Raw genomic sequence first — 24485 nt, 5'->3', positions numbered from 1 at the left:
GACTCACATGACCACCGACGCGTCTGACCGGACCCCGGCCACCCGCCCGTCGCTGCCCGAACTGCTCCTGCGCACCGCCGCCGAACGCCCCGACGACACGGCGGTGATCAGCGGCGACGAGCGCGTGACCTACGCCGGGCTGGTGGGCAGAAGCCGAGGACTGGCAGGGCACCTACGGGACCTCGGCGTGGGCGCCGACCACTGCGTCGGGCTGTTCATCGAGCCCTCGTCCGACCTGATGATCGGGGTGTGGGGCATCCTGTTCGCCGGCGGCGCCTATCTGCCGCTCGCCCCGGAGTACCCGGAAGAGCGCCTGCGCTACATGATCGAGCACTCGGGCACGAAGGTGATCGTCGCCCAGGGCCACCTCGTCGAGCGCCTGTCCGCTCTGGCCCCTGCGGACACGGTGATCGTCCGGGTCGAGGAAGCCCGCGAGGCAGCCCCCGGCACGGACGTCGACATCGCCCCCGACTCGCTGGCCTACGTCATCTACACCTCGGGCAGCACCGGCCGGCCCAAGGGCGTCATGATCGAGCACCGGAGCATCGCCAGCCAGATGTCCTGGCTGCGGGCGGCCCACGGCATCGACGGCACCCGGGTCATCCTGCAGAAGACGCCGATCAGCTTCGACGCCGCCCAGTGGGAGATCCTCGCCCCGGCCGTCGGCTCCCTCGTCGTCATGGGCGGAACCGGCATCCACCGGGACGCCGAACGGCTGGTGCACGCGGTCAAGACCCACTCCGTGACCACGCTCCAGTGCGTCCCGACGCTGCTCCAAGCCCTTCTGGACACGCAGGAGTTCGACTCCTGCGGCTCGCTGGAGCAGGTCTTCACCGGCGGCGAGGCCCTCTCGAAGCCCTTGGCGCGCACCTTCCTGGAGACCCTCCCCGGGTGCGAGCTGGTCAACCTCTACGGGCCGACCGAGTGCACGATCAACTCGTCGTCCTTCACCGTGGCCAAGTCCACCGTCGGCGAGGGGCCCAACTCGATCTCCATCGGCTCCCCGGTCGACGCCACCGAGTACCACGTCCTCGGCCCCGGCCTGACCGAACTGGCCGTGGGCGAGATCGGCGAGCTGTACATCGGCGGCATCCAGGTCGCACGCGGCTACCTGCACCGGCCCGATCTGACCGAGCAGCGTTTCACGGACAACCCGTTCGGTTCCGGACGGCTCTTCCGGACCGGCGACCTGGCCTACTGGAACGCCGACGGCACCCTCCAGTTCACCGGCCGGGCCGACAACCAGGTCAAGCTGCGCGGGTTCCGTGTGGAGCTCGACGAGATCAGGCTCGCCATCGAGACGCACGACTGGGTCCGGCACGCGGCCGTGCTGGTCAAGGACGACCCGAGGACGGGCTTCCAGAACCTGATCGCGTGCGTCGAACTCGACCCGAAGGAAGCCGCCCTGATGGACCAGGGGAGCCACGGCGCGCACCACCAGTCCAAGGAGAGCAAGCTCCAGGTCAAGGCCCAGCTGTCGAACCCGGGCATACGGTCCGCAGCCGAGCTCGCCGGCCTCCCCGTCCTCGACCTGCCCGGTCGCACGCCCACGCCGGAGCAGCGCAGCCTCGCCTTCGCCCGCAAGACCTACCGCTTCTACGAGGGCGGCGCCCCGGTGACGGAGGCCGACCTGCTGAAGCTGCTGGCCCGCCGCCCCGCCGCCGTACGCGGGCGGGACCTCGCGGAGCTGGACAGCGACGGACTCGGCGCGATCCTGCGGAACCTCGGGCAGCACCTGAGCCCGGAGCGGCTGCTTCCCAAGTACGCCTACGCCTCACCCGGTTCCCTCTATGCCACCCAGCTGTACCTGGAGATCAGCGGCTTCCCGGGAATCCGCTCGGGCATCCACTACCACCACCCGGTCAACCACCAGCTGGTGCTGATCTCCGAGACCCCCGAGACCCCCGAGGCGCGGGACGCAGCCGCGGGCCCCCGGATCCGGGCCCACTTCCTGGGCCGGCGCGATGCCATCGAACCCGTCTACAAGAAGAACATCCGGGAGGTCCTGGAGATCGAGGCCGGCCACATGGTCGGACTCCTCGAGGAGGTCCTGCCGCAGTACGGCCTCGACATCGAAGCCGCCCCGTTCGTCCCGGAGGTCAAGGCCGCGCTGCGGGTCTCCCGCAAGGACCACTACCTCGGCGCCTTCGACTGGGTGCCCTACCGGGGGCCCCGCACGGACGAGGACATCGACCTGTACGTGCAGATCCATCCCGGCAGGGGGCTGGACCGGCCGTCGGGGCAGTACGTCTACGAGGGCGACCGGCTGCGCTTCGTCTCCCCGGACCTGATCCTGCGCAAGCACGTCATCGCGATCAACCAGGCGGTCTACGACCGGGCGGGCTTCGGTATCTCGGTGATCAGCCGCAGCCCACAGGAGTGGCGGCGCTACATCGACCTCGGCCGCACGCTCCAGCGCCTGTCGATGAACGACCTCGACATCGGCTTCATGTCCTCGGGCTACAGCTCGCAGGGCGGCGACGACCTGCCCAGCGCCCGGCGGATCGACGGCGTGCTGCGCGAGCTCGGCCGGCCCGGCGGCGCCTCGTACTTCTTCGTCGGCGGCCGGGTGAGCCAGGAGCAGCGGCGGCACGAAGGCATGCGGGAGGACGTGGTCCACATGCGGGGGCCCGCGGAGCTGATCCGCGACGACCTCGTCAACTACCTGCCGGACTACATGATCCCGAACAAGGTCGTCATCCTCGACGCGCTGCCGACCACCGCCAACGGCAAGATCGACCTCAAGGCGCTGGCCGTCTCCGACAAGGTCGAGGTGGGGGCGGCCGACCGTCCCTTCGTGGCTCCGCGCAACGAGACCGAACGCCGGGTGGTCGCGCTGTGGAAGCAGGCGATGAAGCAGGAGAGCGTCTCCGTGCAGGACGACTTCTTCGCCTGCGGCGGCAACTCGCTGCTCGCCGTCAGCCTGATCAACCGGATCAACCGGACGTTCGGGGCCGACCTTCCGCTCGAGGTCATCTTCACCTCGCCGACCGTGGAGGGGCTGGCCCGCCGGATCACGGGCGAGTCGACGAGCGACACCTCGCGCCTGGTCCCCTTGCAAGCGGAGGGCTCCGGACGCCCCGTCCACTGCTGGCCCGGTCTGGGCGGCTATCCGATGAACCTGCGGCTCCTGGGCGAGCGGATGGGCAAGGACCGGCCGTTCCTCGGGGTGCAGGCGTACGGGATCAACCCGGGCGAGATGCCGTACGAGACGATCCGGGAAATGGCGGCCGAGGACGTGAAGGCCATCACGAGCCGGCAGCCGGAGGGGCCCTACACCTTGTGGGGCTACTCCTTCGGAGCCAGGGTCGCCTTCGAGGCCGCGTACCGGCTGGAGCAGGCCGGCCACACCGTCGACCACGTCTTCCTGATCGCCCCCGGCTCGCCCAAGGTCCGCACGGACGGCGCGGCCGGCGAGGAGCGTGTCGCCACCTATGCCAACAGGGCCTACGTGACGATCCTCTTCTCCGTCTTCACGGGCACGATCAGCGGTCCCCTGCTGGAGAAGTGCCTCGCCGTGGTCAAGGACGACGAGGGTTTCGTCCGCTTCATCAGCGAGAACCTCCCCGACCTCGACGCCGGCCTGGTGCGCCGGATCATCCGTGTCGTCGGGACGACCTTCGAGTTCAGCTACACCTTCCGCGAACTGCGGGAGCGACGGATCTCGGCGCCCATCACCATCTTCAAGGCGCAGGGGGACGAGTACTCGTTCCTCGACGGCAGCAGCGGTTACTCCTCCGCCCCGCCGACCGTCGTCGAGTTGGAGGCCGACCACTACTCCCTGCTCAGGGCGCCGGACATCGACGAGCTCGCGACGGCCATCCGCCGGCGCCTGAACATCCGGAAGGACACCGTCATGCCGCACGTCAACATCAAGCACTTTCCGATGGCACTCAGCGACGAGCAGCAGTCCGAGCTGGTGGCGGCGGTGACCAAGGCGGTCACCAACGCCTTCGGCTGCGACGAGGGAGTGGTGTCGATCGCGGTCGAGTCGGTCGACAAGGAGCTCTGGAACGAGGAGGTCTACATCCCGGAGATCGTCAACCGCAGACACATCCTCGGGAAGGTACCGAACTACGGCCCCGACACCGACTGAGAGACGGCTGTGAAAACCACGACCTCGCTTCCCCACAAGGACATCCCCCTCGCCTTCAGTGCCGAGGTGGCCGACGCGCTCCACGAAGGCCGCCCGGTGGTGGCGCTGGAGTCCAACGTCATCACCCACGGCCTGCCGTACCCGGACAACGCCGCGACCGCCCGCAAGGTCGAGGAGGCCGTCCGGGCGGGCGGCTCGGTCCCGGCCACGATCGCCGTCGAAGGCGGCAAGATCGTGGTCGGCATGACCGACGCGGACATAGACCGGTTCGCCTCGACTCCGGGCATCCCCAAGGTCAGCAGCCGGGACATGCCCGTCGTCCTGGCACAGGGCCGGATGGGCGCGCTGACGGTCGCCTCCACCCTGGTGGCGGCCGAACTGGCGGGGATCGCGTTCCTCTCCTCGGCCGGCATCGGCGGGGTGCACCGGGGCGCGGACAAGACCATGGACGTGTCCTCCGACCTGATCCAGTTCACCCGCTCCAAGGTCGCGATGGTGTGCGCCGGCGGGAAGAAGATCCTGGACCTCGGCCTGACGCTGGAGTACCTGGAGACCCAGTGCGTACCGGTGGTCTCGTACCGGTCGGACGACTTCCCCGCGTTCTACTGCGTGTCCAGCGGTTTCCGCAGCCCGTTGCGGCTGGACGACGACGAGGTGATCGCCCGGTCGATCGAGAACCACTGGGCGCTCGGCAACAACAGCTCGTTCCTGATCACCACGCCGGTCCGGCCGGAGGAGGCGATCGACAGCGACGAGGTCGACGCCGCGATCACCGAGGCCATGGCCGCAGCCGACCGGGACGGCATCCGGGGCCAGGCGATCACGAAGTACCTGATGCGTGCGGTGGACGCGGCCACGGGAGGCCGCTCGTCCAAGGCCAACATGGCCGTGCTCATCAGCACGGCCGAGGTCGGCGGCCGGCTGGCCGCGGCGCACGCCCGGCTCCGGGCCGGGTCCCTGTCCGGCTGACAGACGCCCTCCCCGCACCCCCCTCTACCCACCGCACGCGTTTCCTCTCGCACCACACACGAATGGATACGTCACCATGACGAAGCTCGACCAGCAGTCCACGTCCGAAGCCGAGTCCTACCGCCCGCTCGTATCCGAGGAACGGGTGAAGGAGATCAAGGAACTGCGCCAGGCCATGGCCGCGTACGGCGGCGGCGAGGAGGGCGAGCAGACCCACCCGTTCCTGGGCCTGACCCTGCGGGTCCCCTCGCAGGTCATGACGCCCTGCCCGGTGTCCCCGATGCTCGGCGGCGCGGTCTTCGCCGAGGTCGAACCGGGTGACCGGGTCCTCGACATGGGCACCGGCAGCGGTTCGCTGGCCCTGATCGCCGCCAAGAAGGGCGCCGAGGTCCTGGCGGTGGACCTCAACCCGCACGCCGTGGCCGCCGTCCGTGTCAACGCGGAGCTGAACGGGGTCGCCGACCGCGTCGAGGCGCGCGAGAGCGATGTCTTCAATGCGGTCGAAGGCCGCTTCGACCTGATCGTCTTCAACCCGCCGTTCCAGTGGTTCGCCGCCAACGACTACGCGGACGTAGCGGGTACCGATGCCGGCTACCAGGCGCTGACCCGCTTCTTCCGCGAGGCCCGCGCCCACCTGACGGAGAAGGGTCGCATGATCCTCTTCTTCAGCACCATGGGCGACGTGGAGTACTTCGAAAAGCTGGTGGCCGACGAGGGCTTCGGCCACGAGGTGGTCTTCTCCACCACCCGGCCCGTCTTCGACGTACCGGTCGAGTTCACCGTGCACCGCCTGTCCTGATCCCGGACACCCACCGGGGCCTCCCCAGCGGGAGGCCCCGGCCCGGGGGCACGTGCCCCGCCGGTTCCCATCCACGCCCGTCCGTACGACAGGAGCGCCACCCCGTGTCCCACCGTCTGTTCACCTCCGAATCGGTGACCGAGGGTCATCCCGACAAGATCGCCGACCGGATCAGCGACACCGTCCTCGACGCCCTGCTCGCCCAAGACCCGCGGTCCCGGGTGGCGGTGGAAACCCTCATCACCACCGGCCAGGTGCATGTGGCAGGCGAGGTGACCACCTCCGCCTGGGCCGACATTCCTGCGCTGGTGCGCGAGGCCGTCCTGGAGATCGGCTACGACTCCTCCGCCAAGGGTTTCGACGGCGCCTCCTGCGGGGTCTCGGTGTCCATCGGCGCGCAGTCCCCGGACATCGCGCAGGGCGTCGACACCGCCTACGAGAGCCGGGTCGAGGGTGCCGCCGCAGGTGAGGAGGGCGACGAGCTCGACAAGCAGGGCGCCGGCGACCAGGGCCTGATGTTCGGCTACGCCACCGACGAGACCCCCAACCTGATGCCGCTGCCGATCGAGGTGGCGCACCGGCTGTCGCGCCGGCTGTCCGAGGTGCGCAAGAACGGGACGATCCCGTACCTGCGTCCCGACGGGAAGACCCAGGTCACCATCGAGTACGACGGGGAGACCCCGGTCCGTCTGGACACGGTGGTCGTCTCCTCGCAGCACGCGAGCGGCATCGACCTCGACGCCCTGCTGGCCCCGGACATCCGACGGCACGTGGTCGAGCACGTGCTGGCCCAGCTGGCCGAGGACGGCATCAAGCTGAACACCGAGGGCTACCGCCTGCTCGTGAACCCGACCGGCCGCTTCGAGATCGGCGGCCCGATGGGCGACGCCGGCCTGACCGGCCGCAAGATCATCATCGACACGTACGGCGGCATGGCCCGCCACGGCGGCGGCGCCTTCTCCGGCAAGGACCCCTCCAAGGTCGACCGCTCGGCCGCCTACGCGATGCGCTGGGTCGCCAAGAACGTCGTCGCCGCCGGCCTCGCCTCGCGCTGCGAGGTCCAGGTCGCCTACGCGATCGGCAAGGCCGAGCCCGTCGGCCTGTTCGTCGAGACCTTCGGCACCGCCAAGGTCGACACCCACAAGATCGAGGACGCCATCGCCGAGGTCTTCGACCTCCGCCCGGCCGCCATCATCCGCGACCTCGACCTGCTGCGCCCGATCTACGCCCAGACCGCCGCCTACGGCCACTTCGGCCGCGAGCTGCCGGACTTCACCTGGGAGCGCACCGACCGCGCCCAGGCCCTCCGCGCGGCCGCTGGGATGTGATCATGGACATCGCCGTCACCGGATCCATCGCCACCGACCACCTGGCGACCTTCCCGGGGCGTTTCGCCGAGCAGATCATCCCCGAGAGCCTGGCAACGATCTCCCTGTCGTTCCTCGTGGACGACCTCCAGGTGCGCCGGGGCGGCGTGGCCGCGAACATCTGCTTCGGGCTGGGCCAGCTCGGGCTGGCCCCGGTGCTGGTCGGCGCGGCCGGCACGGACTTCGCCGAGTACGACGTCCAGTTGCGCGCCTCCGGCGTGGACACCGGATCGGTCAGGCTCAGCCCCAGGCGCCATACCGCCCGCTTCATGTGCACGACCGATGTCGACCACAACCAGATCGCCTCGTTCTACCCGGGTGCCATGGTGGAGGCCCAGGAGATCGACCTGGCCGAGGTCGTGGACCGCGTCGGCGCCCTGGACCTCGTCCTGGTCGCCCCCGACGTGCCGGAGGCGATGGTCCGCCACACCAGGGCGGCGCACGCCGCCGGCATCCCGGTCGCGGCCGATCCCTCGCAGCAACTGGCGCGCCTCGACCAGGAGTCGGTCCGGCTGCTCGTGGACGGGGCCCGGTTCCTCTTCACCAACGCGTACGAGAGCGCGCTGCTGCAACAGCGGGCCGGGTGGAGCGAGGCCGAGGTGCTGTCGCGGGTGGGCGTGTGGATCGTCACCCGGGGCGCGGACGGGGTCTCGATCCTGACCGCCGACGGGCCGGCCGAGCACGTGCCCGCCGTCGCGACGGACCGGGCCACGGACCCCACCGGGGTGGGCGACGCCTTCCGGGCCGGCTTCCTCGCGGGCCTCTCCCGGGGGCTGCCGCACCGCCGGGCGGCCCAACTGGGCTGCGCCGTGGCCACGATCGTCCTGGAGTCCTTCGGCACCCAGGAGTACAAGCTGCTTGCGTGGGACCTGTCGGAGCGGCTGCACCGGGCGTACGGGGCCGAGGCTGCGGCGGAGATCGGCGCGTGGCCGGGGGAGCCGGCGTGACGGGGCTGCGCGAACTCCTCTCCACCGGGGCGCCCTCGTTCTCCTTCGAGTTCTTTCCGCCCCGGACGGAGGCGGGCACGGCCGGCCTGTGGCAGGCGATCCGCCGCATCGAGGCGTTCGCCCCGAGCTTCGTCTCGGTCACCTACGGGGCCGGGGGGTCCTCCCGTGACCGCACCGTCGAACTGACGAAGCGGATCGCCGCGGAGACGACACTGCGCCCGGTGGCCCACCTGACGGCGGTGGCGCACTCGGTCTCCGAACTGCGACACGTGATCGGCCAGTACGCGGACGCCGGTGTCCGGGACGTCCTGGCTCTGCGGGGGGACCCGCCGGGCGACCCGAACGCGCCCTGGATCCCGCACCCGCGCGGCTTCTCCCACGCCTGGGAGCTGGTGCGGCTGGTGCGCGAATCGGGGGAGTTCAGCGTCGGCGTGGCCGCGTTCCCCGAGCGCCACCCGCGCTCCCCCGACTGGGAGTCCGACGTCCGGCACTTCGTGGCCAAGTGCCGGGCGGGCGCGGACTACGCCGTCACCCAGATGTTCTTCCGGGCCGAGGACTACCTGCGGCTGCGGGACCGGGTCGTGGCGGCGGGGTGCGACATCCCGATCATCCCCGCGATCATGCCGGCCACGGACGCCCGTCAGATCGCCCGGTTCGCCGAGCTGAGCGGGGCCACGTTCCCCGAGGCGCTGGCCCGGCAACTGGAGGCCTCGGGCGGCGGATCGGCGGGGCGGCGGATCGGCGTCGACCATGCGGTGGCGATGGCCGAGCGGCTGCTGGCCGAAGGCGCTCCCGGCCTGCACTACATCACGCTCAACCGGTCCACCGCGACCTCGGAGATCCACCGCGCGCTGCTCGGCTCCGGCCTGGCCGAACGCGCCCTGGCGGTCCGGGCCTGAGCCCCTGCCGGGGCGGTCGAAGACGAGCCGGGGGCGGCTCCCACCCGAAACGGGCGGGAGCCGCCCCCGGCTCGTCCGCGCGCCCGTTCACTCCTCCTCGATGCCCAACAGCTCCAGGAAGGCCGCGGCCGCCGGCGTACGGCTCTCCCGGCCCCAGATCACGTACTCGGCGCGTGACGGCGCGTCCGTCACCTCGATCGTGGCCATCCCGGTCAGGCCCGCCACGTACGCGGGCGGGAGCAGGGCCACGCCGAGGCCCGCGCCGACCAGACGGGCCAGGTAGTCCGCGTTGGTCACCTCGAAGGCGACCTCGCGGGTGAGGCCGGCGGCGGTGAAGGCCAGATCGGACTGGGCGCGGCCGGCGGTCTTCGCCGGGAGGTCCACGAACACCTCCGAGGACAGCCTGCGCAGGTCGACGGAGGTCTCGCCGGCGAGCGGGTGGTCCGGGGAGACCACGGCGACCAGCCGCTCCCGGGCCATCTCCCGGGCCATGACGCCCCGGGGACGGGCCGTGACCGGGATGCCGAGGAAGGCCACCTCGAGCTCACCCTGCCTGACCCGCTCGACGAGCTCGTCGCTCGCTCCCACACTGAGACTGATCCGGGCCTTCGGATGGCGCTGGTGGAAGTCCTTGAGGACGTGGGGGATGTCCACGGCTGCGACGGTGGGGATGAGCCCCACCGCGAGGCGTCCGCGCACCTCCCCCACGGCCGCCGCGACTTCGGCGGCGGCCCGCTCCGCCGCGTCCAGGCACTGGCGGGCGGCGGGCAGGAACGCGGCGCCCGCCGGGGTCAACCGGACCCGGCGGCTGGTGCGTTCGAAGAGCCTCGCACCCAATTCCTTCTCCAGGCGCGCGATCTGGTGGCTGAGCGCCGACTGGACCACCAGGCAGCGCTGGGCAGCCCTCGTGAAGCTGTTCGTCTCGGCCACGGCGATCACGTACCGCATCTGCTGGAGCTCCATGGATCCATCGTGATACGAGATCCATCACGTGACAAGCATGTGTTGGACTCATTGATGCCCCCGGCCCGACACTGGTGACAACGCAGACGTCGGGAACGTCCTCGGGCCAACTGCGCCGGGCGGGGCCCCGATCGGGGCTCCTCCGGCATGCCGGGGCCGCGCTTCCGCTGCTGTCTCCCCCTACCTCTCGCATCTGGGCGCACACCGCCGAGGCATGCCTTGGCGCGCCCTCGCGCCCGTGACACCGAAAGGACGAGCGACCGCCATGAGCACCGCACCATCCCGTACCGAGACGACCGTCGCCGACATATGGGTGGACCCCCGCTGCCCCTGGGCGTGGATCACCTCGCGCTGGATGCTGGAGGTGGAGCAGGTCCGGCCGCTGGAGACCCGTTTCCACATCATGAGCCTGTCGGTCCTCAACCAGGGCCGCGAGGTCCCGGAGAAGTACCGCCAGGGCATGATCGACGGCTGGGCCTGCGTGCGCGTGTGCATCGCGGCACAGGAGCGGCACGGCAACGAGGTGCTGCGCCCCCTCTACAACGCCATGGGCCGGCTGATCCACCAGGAGAAGGCCGGGCTCGGCCACGACATGATCCGCGCCGCCCTGGAGGAGGCGGGTCTGCCCGCCGACCTGATCGAGGCCGCGGACGACACCTCCTGGGACGAGCCGTTGCGGGCCGAGCACCACGAGGGGATGGACCCGGTCGGTTCGGAGGTCGGCACCCCCGTGATCCACGTGCCCGGCCCCGACGGAAAGCCGCTGGCGTTCTTCGGCCCCGTGCTCACCCCCGCCCCCCGTGGCGAAGCCGCCGGAACGCTCTGGGACGGCGTGCTTGCCGTGGCGAGCACCGACGGCTTCTTCGAGCTGAAGCGCGGCCGCGACCGCGACCCGATCTTCGACTGAGCCGGACGGCGGACGGACATCGCGAACCACGGTGATTCCCACGGGATTTGAGGCAAGATGAAGAGCAGACAGAACGGACTCACGGCGGCCCTGACCGGCCTGGCTCCGGCCATCTGGGGCAGCACCTACCTGGTCACCACCGAGCTGCTGCCACCGGACCGCCCGCTCCTGGCAACCACCATGCGGGCCCTGCCGGGCGGCCTGTTCCTGCTGGCCCTCGGTCGCAAGCTGCCCGCCGGCATCTGGTGGTGGCGAGCGCTGGTGCTGGGCGTACTGAACATCGGCGCCTTCAACTTCTTGCTCTTCGTCGCGGCCTACCGGCTTCCGGGCGGCATCGCCGCCATGATCATGTCGGCACAGCCCATGTTCGTCGTGATCCTCGCCGCCCTCTTCCTCGGTGACAGGATCAGAGCCGTCCACGCCCTGGCCTGCGCGATGGGCACCGGGGGCGTGGTACTGCTCGTCTTCAAAGGCGCGGCGTCCCTCGACGCCATCGGAGTCCTCGCCGCGGTCGGCGGGGCCCTGTGCATGGCCTCGGGCATCACACTGACCAAACGGTGGGGCAGGCCGGAGGGCGTCAGCCTGCTCACGTTCACCGGGTGGCAACTCACGGCGGGCGGCCTGGTCCTGCTGCCGTTCTGGCTCTCGCTGGAAGACCTTCCCAACGGTCTCACCGGGTCCAACGTCATCGGGTTCACCTACCTCATCACCCTGGGCGCGGTCCTGAGCTACATCGTCTGGTTCCGGGGCATCGAACGCCTGCCGGCCGTGGCGGTCTCCTTCCTCGCGCTGGGCAGCCCGGTCGTGGCGACCCTGCTGGGCTACTTCGTCAAGGACCAGACGCTGTCCGCCCTGCAGATCGTCGGCATGGCCGTCATCCTCCTGGCGGTCGTGCTCGGCCAACCGCGCCCACCCAAACCGAAGTCCGAGGAGACCCCCTCGGCTCCGCCCCGCACCACCGACTCGCACCTCCCCGACCACCCCGCTCTGGAACAGGAACGCAGCGGATAACGGCGGGCGCACCTCCCCACGCCGTGACTTCCCCGCTGGACCCCAGCGCCACGAGGCATGCGCGTACCACGCCTGACCACATCCGGAGAGATGACATGACCATTCAAGAAGAGACAAGCACCCCCGTCGCGCCACAGAAGCAGGTGTCCCCGACCCGGGGATGGCTGGGTGTGGCTGCCATCACCGCCAGTCTGTTCGTCTTCCTCACCACCGAACTGATGCCGATCGGCCTGCTCACCCCGCTCAGCGAGAGCCTGCACGTCTCCGTGGGCGCGGCCGGCCTCATGGTCACGGCGCAGGGTGTCGCAGCCGGTCTCGGCGTGCCGTTCATCGTGGCATGGACCCGGCGCGTCAACCGGCGCCGGCTGCTGACCACGCTGCTGGCCGTCCTGGCCGTCGGCAACCTGATCACCTCGATCGCCCCGAACTACCCGCTGATCCTGGGCACCCGCCTGATCATGGGCTTCGCCAGCGGCGTCTTCTGGGCCATCGGCGTCAGCATGGCCATGCGCATCGTCCCCGAGAAGCACGCCAACCGGGCCGCCGCCGTCGTGATGTCCGGCATTTCGATCGCCACCGTCGTCGGCATCCCGCTCGGCACCCTGCTGGAGAGCGCCAGCGACTGGCGCGCCACCTTCCTCATCTGGGCCGGCCTCAGCGCCCTGGTGTTCCTCGCGGTCGCCTTCACGATTCCGTCGCTGCCCTCGGCCAACGCGGTCTCGGTCCGCGAGGTCTTCGGACTGCCCGTCAAGAACGTGCCGCTGCGCGTGGTCCTGGTCATGGTCGTCTTCTTCGTCCTCGGCCACTTCGGTGCCTACACCTTCGTCCGTCCCTACCTGGAGGAAAGTGCGTCCGCCACCGTCGGCTTCATCACCGTCGTCCTCATCGTCTTCGGTATCGGCGGCGCGATCGGCAACTTCATCGGCGGCCAGACCGTCAACAAGAGCCTGCGGGGCAGCTTCATCGTGGGCGGCCTGATTCTGATCGCCGCACTCGTCATGCTGCTGACCACCGGCACGAACAACATCGGCGTGATCGCCGCCATGGTCCTGTGGGGCCTCGCCTTCGGTGTCGTCCAGCTCAGCCAGATCAACATGACGCTCTCGGCGGCTCCCGAGACCTTCGAGGCCGCGATGTCGCTCAACACCATGGCCTACAACACCTGCATCGCCCTGGGCGCCCTCATCGGCGGCCTGTTCGCGGACCACGTGGGCGTCTCGAGCGTCATCTGGTTCGGCATCGTCCTGGTGGCTCTCGCCGTGATCCTCCGCGCCGTCACCGGCCGCCGGACCGCGGCTGCGAGCTGACCCCTCCCGACCACCGAAGCGTGGTCCCGGTCCTGCCCTCGCGCTGAGGGCGGGACTCGGGAGCGGACGTCGCGCACACCCCCGCCGCGGCGATCCGCACCGCCTCCGGTGCCGTGGGCGCGTGTTCGGCCGGCGACGGCGGAACACGCGCCCACTTCGCGTTCCCGGCGGGGACTTCGCATTCCCGGCGGGGACTTCGCCCCGCACCATCCGCCGTGGCCCTGCCGCGGACCGGCACTCACGGAAGGCCATGGCACCACCCCATGACGACCCCCACCGACCACACCACCCACGCCGACCTCGCCGAACCCGCCGTCTGCGTCGGTGAACTGGCCCAGGACCTGGCCGACGACCTGACCGCGGGCCGTTGGACGCCGACCCACCTGGACCGGCGCCTCGCCCGGTTCCTCGTCACCACGTCGGCGGGCGACGGGCAGCTCACGGCGCAACGGCTCCGTGCGGCGTTCTGGGAGGGCGGCGAGCCCTTGCTCCGGCAGCCGGACGTCCGCTTCGCATCGCTGCTGGCCCGGCTGATCCCCGGCACGGCCTCCGTCCTGGACGAAGCGGCGGTCCACGCCTTGCTGCGCCTCCTGACCCGGCAGACGTGACGCGTCCGGGGAACCAGCCGGGATCCGGCTGTTCCGCTGGTCAGAGGCGATGAGGAGGACGCGTTCCGCCCGGTGCTGGACGAGGCGCTGATCCGCGCCCCACTTGGTAGTGGACTTTCATTGATGAAAGTATCTTTGAAGCAAGTCTCTCTTTCTGTGGAGGTGGGGCGCCATGCACGGGTTCATCGGTCGTGGTACCGAGCTGGGTCTCCTGGACGATCTGCTGGCGTCGGTGAGGACAGGTGGGCGCAGCGGTCGGCCTGGCCGGGCGGTGCTGATCCGAGGACGCCGGCGGGTGGGCAAGTCCCGGCTGGTGGAGGAGTTCGTGGAGCGTGCCGGGCTCGCGCACGTCTTCTTCACCGCGGTTGGCGGTTCGAGGGACGGGGACCTGGCCGGCTTCACGGCCGAGGTGGCCGCTTCCAGCCTCCCCGAGGCAGGCCATTTCGCCGACTTTGCGGCCCCCCAGACCTGGGACGCCGCCTTCAGTCTGCTTGCTTCCGCGCTGCCCGCCGATGTGCCCAGCATCGTTGTCATGGATGAGATGCCCTACCTCGTGCGCGAGGACCCCAGCTTCGAGGGTGCCCTGCAAAAGGCCTTCGACCGGACTTTGTCCAAGCTGCCGGTCCTCCTCGTGCTGATCGGCTCGGACATCGCCATGATGGAGCAGCTCAACACCTACGGGCGGCCCTTCTACCAGCGCGGCACCGAGATGGTCGTCCCCCCGCTGACCCCGGCGGACGTCGCACGGATGCTGGATCTGCCGTCCGCCGACGCCTTCGACGCCTACCTCGTCAGCGGCGGACTCCCGCTGATCCTTGAGGAATGGCCACAGGGCGCGGGCCTGTGGGACTACCTGGGCCTGGCGCTGCAAAGGCCGACCTCGGCCCTGCTGGTGAGTGGCGAGCGCACGCTGGCCGCCGAGTTCCCGACCGAGGCACAGGCCCGGACCGTCCTGGGAGCCATCGGCCTCGGCGAGCGCACGTTCACGCTGATCGGGCGGGCCGCGGGCGGCCTCAACCCCGGCTCACTGACCCGTTCCCTTGACCTCCTCACCGGTCGCCGCACGGTCGCCGCCGACCTGCCCCTGTCGACCCGTCCAAGTCGCGAGACCCGCTACCGGATCGAAGACCCGTACCTGCGTTTCTGGCTCTCCTTCATCGGCCCTGGTATCCCGGCCGTCGAACGAGGCCGTGGTGACCGGGTCCTGGACTCCATCCGTGCCAGCTGGACGTCCTGGCGCGGCAGAGCCATCGAACCGGTCATCCGCGAGAGCTTGTGGCGGCTGGCCGACGACCGTCTCCCGGAGGGAACCGACGTCGTCGGTGGCTACTGGACCCGTACGAACGACCCGGAGATCGACATCATCGGTGCCGACCGCGCACCCATCGCCAAGAAGATCACCGTCGTCGGGTCGATCAAGTGGCTGGAGAACAAGCCCTTCGACCACCGAGACCTGGCCCGTCTGATCACCCACCGCTCCCAGCTCCCAGGCGCGGACGATGACACTCCCCTACTCGCGATCGCCCGCAGCGGCTGCACCGCCGACGGCGTCACCCACCTCACACCCGAGGAGCTCCTCACGGCATGGTGAGCCGCTTGACGGTCCCCCGTTGAGGTGCGACGTCCAGCGCTGCGGGCGCTGACGTCGGATCTGCTGAACGGGTCCGCGCGAGTGCGGGGCTTCGGGAGTTCGCCGTCGGTACTGGGGCGCTGGCTGCCTGAGCCCATCATGGCCGCGAGAGCGGACCCCGTGTTCCCGTTACTCCCGGGAGCCAGCCAAGATCTGACTGTTTCCGCAGGTCACAGGGGTGAAAAGAAGGACGGCCGGAGCCCCCGCACAGTAGGCTCCGGCCGTCGGCTTGTGGGCCGTACGAGATCAGATGTCGAGGCCGGTCAGGACCAGGACCCGCTCGTACGTGTAGTCGTCCATCGCGTAGCGGACACCCTCGCGGCCCACACCGGACTGCTTGACGCCGCCGTAGGGCATCTGGTCGGCGCGGTAGGACGGCGCGTCGCCGATGACCACGCCGCCGACCTCGAGCTCGCGGTGGGCGCGGAAGGCGACCTGGATGTCGCGGGTGAAGACGCCGGTCTGCAGACCGAACTTCGAGTCGTTCACCGCGGCGAAGGCCTCGTCGGTGCCCTCCGCCTTCGTGAGGGTGAGGACCGGCCCGAAGACCTCTTCGGTGGCGAGCTTGACGCCCGCCGGGACGTCCGCGAGCACGGTCGGCTCGTACGAGGCGCCCTCGCGCTTGCCGCCGGTGAGGAGCTTGGCCCCGGCGGAGACGGCCTCCTCGACCCAGGACTCGACGCGCTTGGCGGCGTCCTCGGAGACGAGGGGGCCGACGTCGGTGGCGGAGTCGGAGGGGTCGCCGGTGACCTGGGCCTGGACCTGCGCGACGACCTTCTCGACGAGGCGGTCGTAGACGGAGGCGTCGGCGATCACGCGCTGCACGGAGATGCAGGACTGGCCGGCCTGGTAGTTCGAGAAGGTCGCGATGCGGGTCGCGGCCCAGTCGAGGTCGGCCTCGGAGGACCAGTCGGCGAGGACCACGGCCGCGGCGTTGCCGCCGAGCTCCAGCGTGCAGTGCTTGTGGGGCACCGACTGCTGGATCGCGTAGCCGACGGTGTCGGAGCCGGTGAAGGAGATGACGGGGAGGCGCTCGTCCTTGACCAGGGCGGGCATCTTCTCGTTCGCGACCGGCAGCACCGACCAGGAACCGGCCGGGAGGTCGGTCTCGGCGAGCAGCTCACCCAGGATCAGCCCGGACAGGGGCGTGGCCGGGGCGGGCTTCAGGATGATCGGCGCGCCGACGGCGATGGCCGGGGCCACCTTGTGGGCGCACAGGTTCAGCGGGAAGTTGAACGGCGCGATCCCGAGGACGGGGCCCTTGACGAAGCGGCGGGTCAGCGCGAGACGGCCGACGCCACCGGCGTCGGTGTCCAGGCGCTGGGCCTCTCCGCCGTTGAAGCGGCGGGCCTCTTCGGCGGCGAAGCGGAACACGGACACCGCACGGCCGACCTCACCGCGCGCCCACTTGACCGGCTTGCCGTTCTCGGCGGAGATCAGCTGGGCGATCTCCTCGGTGCGCTCGGCGAGCCGCTTGGACACGTGGTCCAGGGCGGCGGCGCGCACATGGGCGGGGGTCGCCGAGAACTCCGCCGTCACGGCGTACGCCGCGGCCACGGCCTCTTCGACCTGGGCGTCGGTGGGCACGCTGACCGTGCCGACCAGGCGGCCGTCCCACGGGGAGTGGACGTCGAAGCTGTCGTCGCCGGTGGCCAGGCGGCCGGCGAGCCAGAAGGCGTGGGTGGAAGTCATGCGAATCCCGGCCCTTCGAATGTGTGCGGTGGGTCCTGTCCCCACCACCGTAGGACTCCGTCGGGGTTTCGTGGTTTATCCGGGGTGTAGTACCCGCTGTCCGGGGCGCGCCGCTTTGTCACTGTCGCACCCTGCGGGTCCGCTGCTGGGGCTCCGCTCCGGCATCCCGTTCGGCACATGCACGGGCACCGGCACCGGCTACGACGGAGGCGGGGAGGCCTTGAGGGCGAGCCAGAGCTCCATGCGGACGTCCGGGTCGTCCAGGGAGCGGCCGAGGATCTCCTCGACCCGCTTCATCCGGTAGCGCAGGGTGTGCCGGTGCACGCCGAGGTCGGCGGCGGCCGCGTCCCACTGGCCGTGCCGGGAGAGCCAGGCCTGCAACGAGGCCACCAGGTCTCCGCGCCCGGTCGCGTCGTGCTCCCGCAGCGCGCGCAGGGTGCCGTCCGCGAAGGCCCGTACGGCGTCGTCGGCCAGCAGCGGCAGGACCGAGCCGGCGGCCATCTCCTCGTGCTCCACCATCGGCCGCCCCCGCCGCCGGGCCACGGCCAGGGCCTGGTCGGCCTGTTTCAGGGCGGCTGCGACGGTGCCCGGACCGGCCGGCGCGGACAGGCCGACCACGAGTTCGTCGGGCTCCGGGCCGGCCGCGTCCCGGCCGCGGCGGGCCTCCAGCGCCTCCGCGTGGTCCATGCAGGCCTGCACGGCCGCTCCCCCGTCGGTGGCCAGGACCACGAGCCGGCCCGGCTCCGGGACCACCAGCAGCGGCTCCCCGGTGCGGGACGCCGCCGACTCCACCGTGTCGGCCAGCAGGGCCAGCCCCTCCGGCTGGGCGGTGCCCGGCAGCGCCGCCTCGGCCGTGATCAGCCGGAACGGCACCTCCAGCAGCGCCCCGTACAGGTCCCCGGCGACGGCCCGCGCGTGCTCCGCCTCCCCGGCGAGCAGCATCCGCAGGACCGCCGCCCCCAGCCGGGACTCGGCGTCGTGCAGCGAGCGCGAGCGCTCGGTGGTGAGGGTGAGCAGGGCGACCGCGGAGTGCACGGCGTACCGCTCGGCCGTGCCCAGAGGCGCCCCGGTGCCCACGGCCAGGGCGCCGCGCGCCCGTCGGCCCGTGCCCAGGGACTGCAGTTCGACCCGGTCCTCCGAGCCGCCGACGACGGCGCTCGCGGGCGCGGGCCGCTCCCGCAGCCGCTCCACGTCCGGGGTGAGCCGGGCGGCGCGCCGGGCGGCCCAGTCGGGGGCGGCCGCGACGACCGAGCCCGAGGCGTCGTACAGCGCGGCCCAGCCGTGCACGTGCGCCGCCAGCTTCGCCAGCAGCTCGGCGGGCCCGTCGGCGGAGAGCGCGGCCCGCGTCAGCTCCCGCTGCGCCTCGAACCCGGCGGTCACGGCCCGGTACTGGTCGGCGGCGAGGGCGGCGGAGACGGCCTTGCTGATGGCGAGGAAGGGGGTGCGCCGCGGCACCTCCAGCAGCGGCATGTCCTCCTTGCGGGCGGCCTCGACCAGCGCCTCGGGGATCGCCTCGTAGTTGACACCGACCGCGAAGCCGATGCCGACGACCCCGGCGGCGGCGAGGCGGCGCACGTAGCGGCCCATCTCCTGCGGGTCCTGCGCGTCCAGCTTCATCGCGGTGATCAGGAGCAGCTCCCCGCCCTCCATGTAGGGCACGGGGTCGGCGAGCTCGCTGACGTGGGCCCAGCGCACGGGGGTGTCGAGGCGGCTCTCCCCCGCCCGGACGCTGAGCTTGAGCGCCGAGTGCTGGACGAGCGAGGCGAGGGTGAGCGGCATCGGTTACCGGGGCCTTAGCGGAGGGGACGGCGGGACGGCGGGACGGCGGGAGGTGCGGCACCAGGGCATCAGGGGAGCCGCACCCGATTTCGCCGTGTCGTATGAACGGCTCCCCTCGATTCTGCCACCTCGTACGGGTCCGCTCAGGCCGTTCCCCCGAGCCGGACCAGCAGCGGAGCCGCCCGCTCCCCCTGCACGGAGGTCAGCGACAGCACCGCGTGGCCCGGCGGCACCGCGTGCGCCAGGTCCGAGGCGGACCACCGCTCGCGCTCCACCTGCCGCACGGTGACCGCGTCGGTGGTGACGGCCTTGCCGGTGACGAGCTTGCGGAAGGCGTGGATCAGCCGGGTCAGCGGCTGGTCGGCGAAGACCGTGCGGTGGGTGACGTCGCGCGTCTCCACCCACTCGGTGCCCCAGGCCTCGGCGAAGCGCCTGCCGTCCCAGGTGGTGACCCCGGAGAACGCCATGCGGCAGCCGACCGCGCCGAGCAGCGGCGTCCGCAGCTCTTCCGGTACGTCGTCCAGCGTGCGCAGCGTGAGCAGGACTCCGGCGTTCGCCGAGCGCAGCCGCTGTACGCCCCGGACGGTCTGCGGGGTCAGGGTGTGCGAGGCGTCGTCGAAGGCCAGGAAGGCGAAGAGGGAGCGGTCGCTGCGGGCGGCCGCGGCGGCGCCGAACTGGGCGAGCAGCAGCCTGGCCAGCATCCGGGAGGCGTCGGCGTGGCCGCGCTCGGGCAGGTCGACGCGGACGCGGATCGGGTGCTCGAGGGTGCGCAGGGAGAACGGCCGGCTTTGGCCGGTGGTGTCGAAGAAGGGGGCGAAGGCGGGCCGGTCGAGCAGCGCCACCCGGTCCGCCAGCAGCGGCCCGGGGTCGCCGGGGGCCCGGTGCTGCCGCTGCCGGGCGTCGAGCTCGCGGAGCATCGCGTGATGTCCGGCGTCGGCCAGCTCCCGGCGCAGCGCGTCGAAGGCGTCGGGGAGCGGGTCGAGCAGTTCGCGCAGCTCGGGCACGGCGGGGAAGCGGCCGTACGCCGCCCGGAACGGGCCGAGGAGCTGGGCGAGCGCGGTCGCCGCCCGGCGCACCTCCATACCGGGGACGTCCCCGACGAAGGCCTCGGCGAGGAGGGTGGCGGCCTCGTCGGGGTCGGTGGTGCCGCCGTACAGGTCGAGGTCGTAGACGGACGCGGGGTCGCCGATGCGGACCACGACGTCGTAGGCGGCGTCGGGGCCGAGCTGGGCGCCGGCCGCGCCGACGGCGACGACGGCGGCCTGGCCGGCGAGCGCCTGGAGTGCGAGGGACTCGACGACGGGCCGGACCAGTCGCCGGGTCTTGCCCGAGCCCGAGGGCCCGACGGCGAGCAGCGAGGTGCCCAGTACGCCGGGGTCCAGGGCGAGCGACGTGCCGCGGCGGACGTAGGGGTTGCGCGGGCCGTCCTCGACGGTGCCGAGCCGCACCTGCCGGGCCAGCAGGTCGTGCCGGGCGGCGCGCACCGGCAGGTCCCGGGCCCCGGACGGGTGCGCGCAGGCCCCGGCGCCCTTGTCCCGCACGGCCTCGGCGAAGGCGCGCAGCCGGGAGGGGTCGGCCCGCACGGAGTCCCAGGCCCGCCGGATCCGCGTGTAGTCGACGTCGTTCATCCGCCCGGCCCCGGCCTCTCCCTCGAGCCGGTCGGCGGCCTCGTCGAGCCCGGCCGCCCGCAGCTGCGGCCAGCGCGCGGGGTCGTCCGGGCCGCCCGCCTCGGGGCGGGCCGGGGCGACCGCGTGCACGGCGCGGACCGGGCGGCTGGTGAGGATCCGGCGGGCCAGCTCTCCCCAGCGGCCGAGCCGGCCGAAGCCCGTCGCCAGGATGCCGGCGACGACGGCGTACCAGACGTACGCGGCCACGACCGAGGGGAGGGTCCCGGCCCACGAGTCGGGCGTGAACATGTAGAGGGGCCAGAGCCAGAAGCCGCCGAGGTAGCCGTTCCACAGCAGGGACCACAGGAGCAGCCCGGCCAGCAGGGCGATCAGGGCTCCGCTGACCAGTTGGCGGGTCGGGGTTTCCTCGGGCTCCTCGGCGGCCCGCGGTACGTGCCCGTACGTCCAGACGCCGGGCCCGTCCGAGGCGCGCGGCACGCGCAGCCATTCGCCCAGCGACGGCCCGGCCGCGGGGGCGTGGGAGGGCATGGGCGGAAGGCCCGGGGGCGGCGGGCCGGCCGGCCGGGGGATCTGCCCGGTCCCGGGCGGGCGCGTCTCGTGCGTGCCGTCGGTGTCCATGAAACCCCTGCCCCCTGACCGTTCCTGCGCTGCGCCGCTCAATGTAGTTGCCGGGCGGCGGCCATGGGCCCGTACCGGCCCGTACCCGCACGGGGTTTCGCCGTGCCGTCCGGCGGGCTCCCGGCGGAGTCCTGCGGTGTTCCCCCTCGGTCCTTCCTATGGCCGTCACGGACAAGGACACGCGGGCACCACTCCCGAACGGAGCATGCAGTACCCCCTCCGCCGGGCCTAGCCTGCGGACAAAGACACAAGTGCGTCCGAAAACACCCCCCAGGAGCCCTCTATGACCGCTGTCCCGCAGGAGCGCCGCATCGTCACCGCGATCCCCGGCCCCAAGTCGCAGGAGCTGCAGGCCCGCCGCCTCGAGACGGTGGCCGGCGGCGTGGGCTCCGTGCTCCCCGTCTTCACGGCCCGCGCGGGCGGCGGCATCATCGAGGACGTCGACGGCAACCGCCTGATCGACTTCGGCTCCGGCATCGCCGTGACCTCGGTCGGCGCCTCCGCCGAGGCCGTGGTGCGCCGCGCCTCCGCGCAGCTCGCGGACTTCACCCACACCTGTTTCATGGTCACCCCCTACGAGGGCTACGTGGAGGTCTGCGAGGCCCTCGCCGAGCTCACCCCCGGTGACCACGCGAAGAAGTCGGCGCTGTTCAACTCCGGCGCCGAGGCCGTCGAGAACGCCGTCAAGATCGCCCGTTCGTACACCAAGCGCCAGGCCGTCGTCGTCTTCGACCACGGCTACCACGGCCGTACGAACCTCACGATGGCGCTGACCTCGAAGAACATGCCGTACAAGCAGGGCTTCGGTCCGTTCGCCCCCGAGGTCTACCGCGTCCCGGTCGCCTACGGCTACCGCTGGCCCACCGGCGCCGAGAACTGCGGCCCCGAGGCCGCCGCCCAGGCGATCGACCAGATCACCAAGCAGATCGGCGCCGACAACGTCGCCGCGATCATCATCGAGCCGGTGCTCGGCGAGGGCGGCTTCATCGAGCCGGCGAAGGGCTTCCTCCCGGCGATCGTGAAGTTCGCCAACGACAACGGCATCGTCTTCGTCGCCGACGAGATCCAGTCCGGCTTCTGCCGCACCGGCCAGTGGTTCGCGTGCGAGGACGAGGGCATCGTCCCGGACCTGATCACCACCGCCAAGGGCATCGCGGGCGGTCTGCCGCTCGCCGCCGTGACCGGCCGCGCCGAGATCATGGACGCCGCACACGCGGGCGGCCTGGGCGGCACCTACGGCGGCAACCCGGTGGCCTGCGCCGGTGCGCTCGGCTCCATCGAGACCATGAAGGAGCTCGACCTCAACGCCGCGGCGAAGAAGATCGAGTCCGTCATGAAGGCCCGCCTGACGGCCATGCAGGAGAAGTACGAGATCATCGGCGACATCCGCGGCCGCGGCGCCATGATCGCGATCGAGCTGGTCAAGGACCCCGCGTCCAAGACCCCGTTCCCGGAGGCGGCCGGTGCGCTCGCCAAGGCCTGCCACGCCGAGGGCCTGCTCGTCCTCACCTGCGGCACCTACGGCAACGTGCTGCGCTTCCTCCCGCCGATCGTCATCGGCGAGGACCTGCTGAACGAGGGCCTGGACATCCTCGAGGCCGCTTTCGCGGGCATCTGATCGAAGGGCTAGAACGTGCGAGCGCAGCGCCCGGCCTCTACCGCCGGTAACGGTCGGAGGCTGTGAAGAAGGTGTGGGGGGCCGATGGCGGGTGCGCGTTCCTGCTGTCGGCCCCCCTCTCGCTGCCGTACGGTTTCTGCAGATGAGTGAGACAGCCCGCTCCCGGGCGACCGGGGGCGATTCCAGTACCGGGCTTCCCCAGCGCCGTATTGGGCATGCGTTCGCGCACACTCCTCACCGATCGGACGGCCGACCGCCCCAAACCCCCCGGGGCGAGCGGCAACCCGATCCGGGCGGCCGTCCCGGAACCATCCCCCCTGTTCCGGGACGGCCGGCCACTGAGCTCCTGATCGCCGCCGTCTGCGGCCTCCTCTTCTCCCTGATCACCTGGCAGGTGCTGGTCTCCGGCCCGCTGCTGACCCCGGATCACGCGCTGAGCCGCGCCCTGCTGCGCTCGGTCCCGGACTCCGTCACCGAGCGCCTGGCGGACCTGGGCAACGTCCCGGTCGCCGTGCCCGTCCTGCTGCTGGCCGCGGCCTACGCCGCCCGGCGCGGCCGGCGCCTCGCGGCCGGTGCGGCCGCACTGGCGATGGCGCTGGTGCCGGCCCTGGTCATCCCGTTCAAGCAGTGGACCGCCCGCCCCGGCCCCCTGGAGCCCTGGGCCGCCGGCTACTTCCCCTCGGGCCACACGGCCACCGCGGCCGTCGCGTACCTCGGCGCGGCCCTGCTCGTGCGCCCGTACACCCGCCGGGCATGGCCGACGGCCGCCGCCCTCGTCCTCACGGCGGCGACGGCCGCCGGGCTGGTCCTGCGGGGGTGGCACTGGCCGCTGGACGTGCTGGCCAGCCTGCTGATGTGCACACCGCTGCTGCTCGGCGTGCGGTGGGTCAGCCGGCCGCGCCCGCGACGTACGCGTCGACGTTCCGGCTGAACTCCCCTCCGCCGAAGCGGTCCCAGTGGATCGACCAGGTCTCGTACAACTGCCTCCGGGCAGGGGGGATGGAGGGGGTCAGCGGCGCGCCCAGGTGGTCCAGACCCATCCTCTTGTCAAGGCGTGCGGCCCTCCCCCGCCACCACGCGCGCGGCCGCCTCGTGCATCGCGAGCTCCAGCACGGCCGGATCGTTGAGCGTCCCCTCCCCGTCGGGGAGCACCAGCCAGCGCACCCCGCCGGTCGCCCGGCCGGGGTACGGGACCACGATCCAGGTCCCGCGGCCCGCTCCGCGCACGCCCGTGCCGATCCAGCGGGAGGCCGTGCCCGCAGGCACGAAGAAGCCCAGCCGCGCGTCGCCGAAATCGGCGAGCACCGGGCCGGGCCGCTCCAGGAGCAGGTTCAGTACGTCGAGGGTGGCCTGCCCCAGCTCCCCGGGCAGGATCAGCACGTCCCAGCGCCGGCCGGCGGGCAGGAGCACGACCCCGAGGGGGTTGCGCTCCCACTCCCACCGGCAGGCGTCGGGGTCCGGCGCCACCGATACGAGCCATTCCACTGCCGTCTTGTCCGCCGGCGTCGTCATCGCCCGGCCTCCGTTCCTCTCGTGCGGTGAAGGGTTCTCACCGGGAGAGAGCGCGGCCGGGCGCGGCTATGACGCGGGTTGCGTTACTCCATGGAGGTGAAGCGCGCCACGCGGCGACCGGCGGGGTGCGCCGGA

At 71.8% G+C, this 24485-nt stretch carries 18 protein-coding genes; 13 read left to right on the top strand and 5 right to left on the bottom strand.

What is annotated here, in order from left to right; translation table 11 throughout:
* Positions 1-7: 7 nt before the first annotated feature.
* From AB0D44_RS14340 to metF, 6 genes are all read left to right on the top strand, one after another.
* A complete protein-coding gene (locus AB0D44_RS14340) occupies positions 8-4096 on the top strand; it encodes an amino acid adenylation domain-containing protein (RefSeq protein WP_362589513.1) in 4089 nt (1362 codons plus the stop codon).
* Between the two features lie 9 nt (positions 4097-4105).
* On the top strand, positions 4106-5065 hold the full coding sequence (locus tag AB0D44_RS14335) for a pseudouridine-5'-phosphate glycosidase (RefSeq protein ID WP_362589510.1): 960 nt from the start codon (positions 4106-4108) through the stop codon (positions 5063-5065).
* A 76-nt stretch (positions 5066-5141) separates the two neighbouring features.
* Complete coding sequence (locus AB0D44_RS14330; RefSeq protein ID WP_362589507.1) at positions 5142-5864, top strand: HemK2/MTQ2 family protein methyltransferase; 723 nt, start codon at positions 5142-5144, stop codon at positions 5862-5864.
* 104 nt (positions 5865-5968) lie between these two features.
* Positions 5969-7192 (top strand): methionine adenosyltransferase, encoded by a 1224-nt coding sequence (gene metK, locus AB0D44_RS14325; RefSeq protein ID WP_362589504.1) that lies wholly within the window; start codon positions 5969-5971, stop codon positions 7190-7192.
* A gap of 2 nt (positions 7193-7194) precedes the next feature.
* Positions 7195-8178, top strand: a complete 984-nt coding sequence (locus AB0D44_RS14320; RefSeq protein WP_362589501.1) for a carbohydrate kinase family protein — start codon at positions 7195-7197, stop codon at positions 8176-8178.
* The gene (gene metF, locus AB0D44_RS14315; RefSeq protein ID WP_362589638.1) at positions 8175-9077 is read left to right on the top strand and encodes a methylenetetrahydrofolate reductase [NAD(P)H]; all 903 of its coding nucleotides are present in this window, start codon (positions 8175-8177) and stop codon (positions 9075-9077) included. The genes AB0D44_RS14320 and metF overlap by 4 nt, the downstream gene beginning before the upstream one ends.
* A gap of 87 nt (positions 9078-9164) precedes the next feature.
* Here the strand turns inward: metF and AB0D44_RS14310 are convergent, their stop codons facing one another.
* Complete coding sequence (locus AB0D44_RS14310; RefSeq protein WP_362589498.1) at positions 9165-10040, bottom strand: LysR family transcriptional regulator; 876 nt, start codon at positions 10038-10040, stop codon at positions 9165-9167.
* Positions 10041-10305: 265 nt separating this feature from the next.
* On the opposite strand from AB0D44_RS14310, the gene AB0D44_RS14305 reads away from it, so the two are divergent.
* The 5 genes from AB0D44_RS14305 (at position 10306) to AB0D44_RS14285 (ending at position 15464) form a co-directional block, all read left to right on the top strand.
* Positions 10306-10947 (top strand): disulfide bond formation protein DsbA, encoded by a 642-nt coding sequence (locus AB0D44_RS14305; RefSeq protein ID WP_362589495.1) that lies wholly within the window; start codon positions 10306-10308, stop codon positions 10945-10947.
* Positions 10948-11004: 57 nt separating this feature from the next.
* Positions 11005-11958 (top strand): EamA family transporter, encoded by a 954-nt coding sequence (locus tag AB0D44_RS14300; RefSeq protein WP_362589492.1) that lies wholly within the window; start codon positions 11005-11007, stop codon positions 11956-11958.
* A 170-nt stretch (positions 11959-12128) separates the two neighbouring features.
* Positions 12129-13265, top strand: a complete 1137-nt coding sequence (locus AB0D44_RS14295; protein ID WP_362589489.1) for an MFS transporter — start codon at positions 12129-12131, stop codon at positions 13263-13265.
* Between the two features lie 263 nt (positions 13266-13528).
* Positions 13529-13873: a hypothetical protein gene (locus tag AB0D44_RS14290; RefSeq protein WP_362589486.1), complete on the top strand. Its 345-nt coding sequence runs from the start codon at positions 13529-13531 to the stop codon at positions 13871-13873.
* Between the two features lie 172 nt (positions 13874-14045).
* Positions 14046-15464, top strand: a complete 1419-nt coding sequence (locus tag AB0D44_RS14285; protein ID WP_362589483.1) for a DUF234 domain-containing protein — start codon at positions 14046-14048, stop codon at positions 15462-15464.
* 285 nt (positions 15465-15749) lie between these two features.
* Here the strand turns inward: AB0D44_RS14285 and AB0D44_RS14280 are convergent, their stop codons facing one another.
* The 3 genes from AB0D44_RS14280 to AB0D44_RS14270 form a co-directional block, all read right to left on the bottom strand.
* On the bottom strand, positions 15750-17195 hold the full coding sequence (locus AB0D44_RS14280; protein ID WP_362589480.1) for an aldehyde dehydrogenase family protein: 1446 nt from the start codon (positions 17193-17195) through the stop codon (positions 15750-15752).
* Between the two features lie 198 nt (positions 17196-17393).
* Positions 17394-18974 (bottom strand): PucR family transcriptional regulator, encoded by a 1581-nt coding sequence (locus AB0D44_RS14275; RefSeq protein WP_362589477.1) that lies wholly within the window; start codon positions 18972-18974, stop codon positions 17394-17396.
* Positions 18975-19117: 143 nt separating this feature from the next.
* Positions 19118-21220, bottom strand: coding sequence for an ATP-binding protein (locus AB0D44_RS14270; protein ID WP_362589474.1), 2103 nt, complete (start codon positions 21218-21220; stop codon positions 19118-19120).
* Between the two features lie 283 nt (positions 21221-21503).
* Between AB0D44_RS14270 and gabT the strand changes: the two genes are divergently transcribed.
* Positions 21504-22838 (top strand): 4-aminobutyrate--2-oxoglutarate transaminase, encoded by a 1335-nt coding sequence (gabT, locus tag AB0D44_RS14265; protein WP_362589472.1) that lies wholly within the window; start codon positions 21504-21506, stop codon positions 22836-22838.
* A 394-nt stretch (positions 22839-23232) separates the two neighbouring features.
* The gene (locus AB0D44_RS14260; RefSeq protein WP_362589469.1) at positions 23233-23769 is read left to right on the top strand and encodes a phosphatase PAP2 family protein; all 537 of its coding nucleotides are present in this window, start codon (positions 23233-23235) and stop codon (positions 23767-23769) included.
* 116 nt (positions 23770-23885) lie between these two features.
* Here the strand turns inward: AB0D44_RS14260 and AB0D44_RS14255 are convergent, their stop codons facing one another.
* On the bottom strand, positions 23886-24350 hold the full coding sequence (locus tag AB0D44_RS14255; protein WP_362589466.1) for a hypothetical protein: 465 nt from the start codon (positions 24348-24350) through the stop codon (positions 23886-23888).
* Between the last annotated feature and the right edge of the window lie 135 nt (positions 24351-24485).

The sequence above is a fragment of the Streptomyces sp. NPDC048349 genome, assembly GCF_040651925.1.
In the GTDB taxonomy this organism is placed as follows: domain Bacteria; phylum Actinomycetota; class Actinomycetes; order Streptomycetales; family Streptomycetaceae; genus Streptomyces.
The sequence above is the reverse complement of the archived record's forward strand: the minus strand, read 5'-3'. Positions and strand labels throughout refer to the sequence as shown.

Coding starts and splice junctions, on each gene's coding strand:
- AB0D44_RS14340 (WP_362589513.1), top strand. CDS start 8: ATGACCACCGACGCGTCTGACCGGACCCCGGCCACCCGCCCGTCGCTG.
- AB0D44_RS14330 (WP_362589507.1), top strand. CDS start 5,142: ATGACGAAGCTCGACCAGCAGTCCACGTCCGAAGCCGAGTCCTACCGC.
- AB0D44_RS14320 (WP_362589501.1), top strand. CDS start 7,195: ATGGACATCGCCGTCACCGGATCCATCGCCACCGACCACCTGGCGACC.
- AB0D44_RS14310 (WP_362589498.1), bottom strand. CDS start 10,040: ATGGAGCTCCAGCAGATGCGGTACGTGATCGCCGTGGCCGAGACGAAC.
- AB0D44_RS14305 (WP_362589495.1), top strand. CDS start 10,306: ATGAGCACCGCACCATCCCGTACCGAGACGACCGTCGCCGACATATGG.
- AB0D44_RS14300 (WP_362589492.1), top strand. CDS start 11,005: ATGAAGAGCAGACAGAACGGACTCACGGCGGCCCTGACCGGCCTGGCT.
- AB0D44_RS14290 (WP_362589486.1), top strand. CDS start 13,529: ATGACGACCCCCACCGACCACACCACCCACGCCGACCTCGCCGAACCC.
- AB0D44_RS14285 (WP_362589483.1), top strand. CDS start 14,046: ATGCACGGGTTCATCGGTCGTGGTACCGAGCTGGGTCTCCTGGACGAT.
- AB0D44_RS14280 (WP_362589480.1), bottom strand. CDS start 17,195: ATGACTTCCACCCACGCCTTCTGGCTCGCCGGCCGCCTGGCCACCGGC.
- AB0D44_RS14275 (WP_362589477.1), bottom strand. CDS start 18,974: ATGCCGCTCACCCTCGCCTCGCTCGTCCAGCACTCGGCGCTCAAGCTC.
- AB0D44_RS14270 (WP_362589474.1), bottom strand. CDS start 21,220: ATGGACACCGACGGCACGCACGAGACGCGCCCGCCCGGGACCGGGCAG.
- gabT (WP_362589472.1), top strand. CDS start 21,504: ATGACCGCTGTCCCGCAGGAGCGCCGCATCGTCACCGCGATCCCCGGC.
- AB0D44_RS14255 (WP_362589466.1), bottom strand. CDS start 24,350: ATGACGACGCCGGCGGACAAGACGGCAGTGGAATGGCTCGTATCGGTG.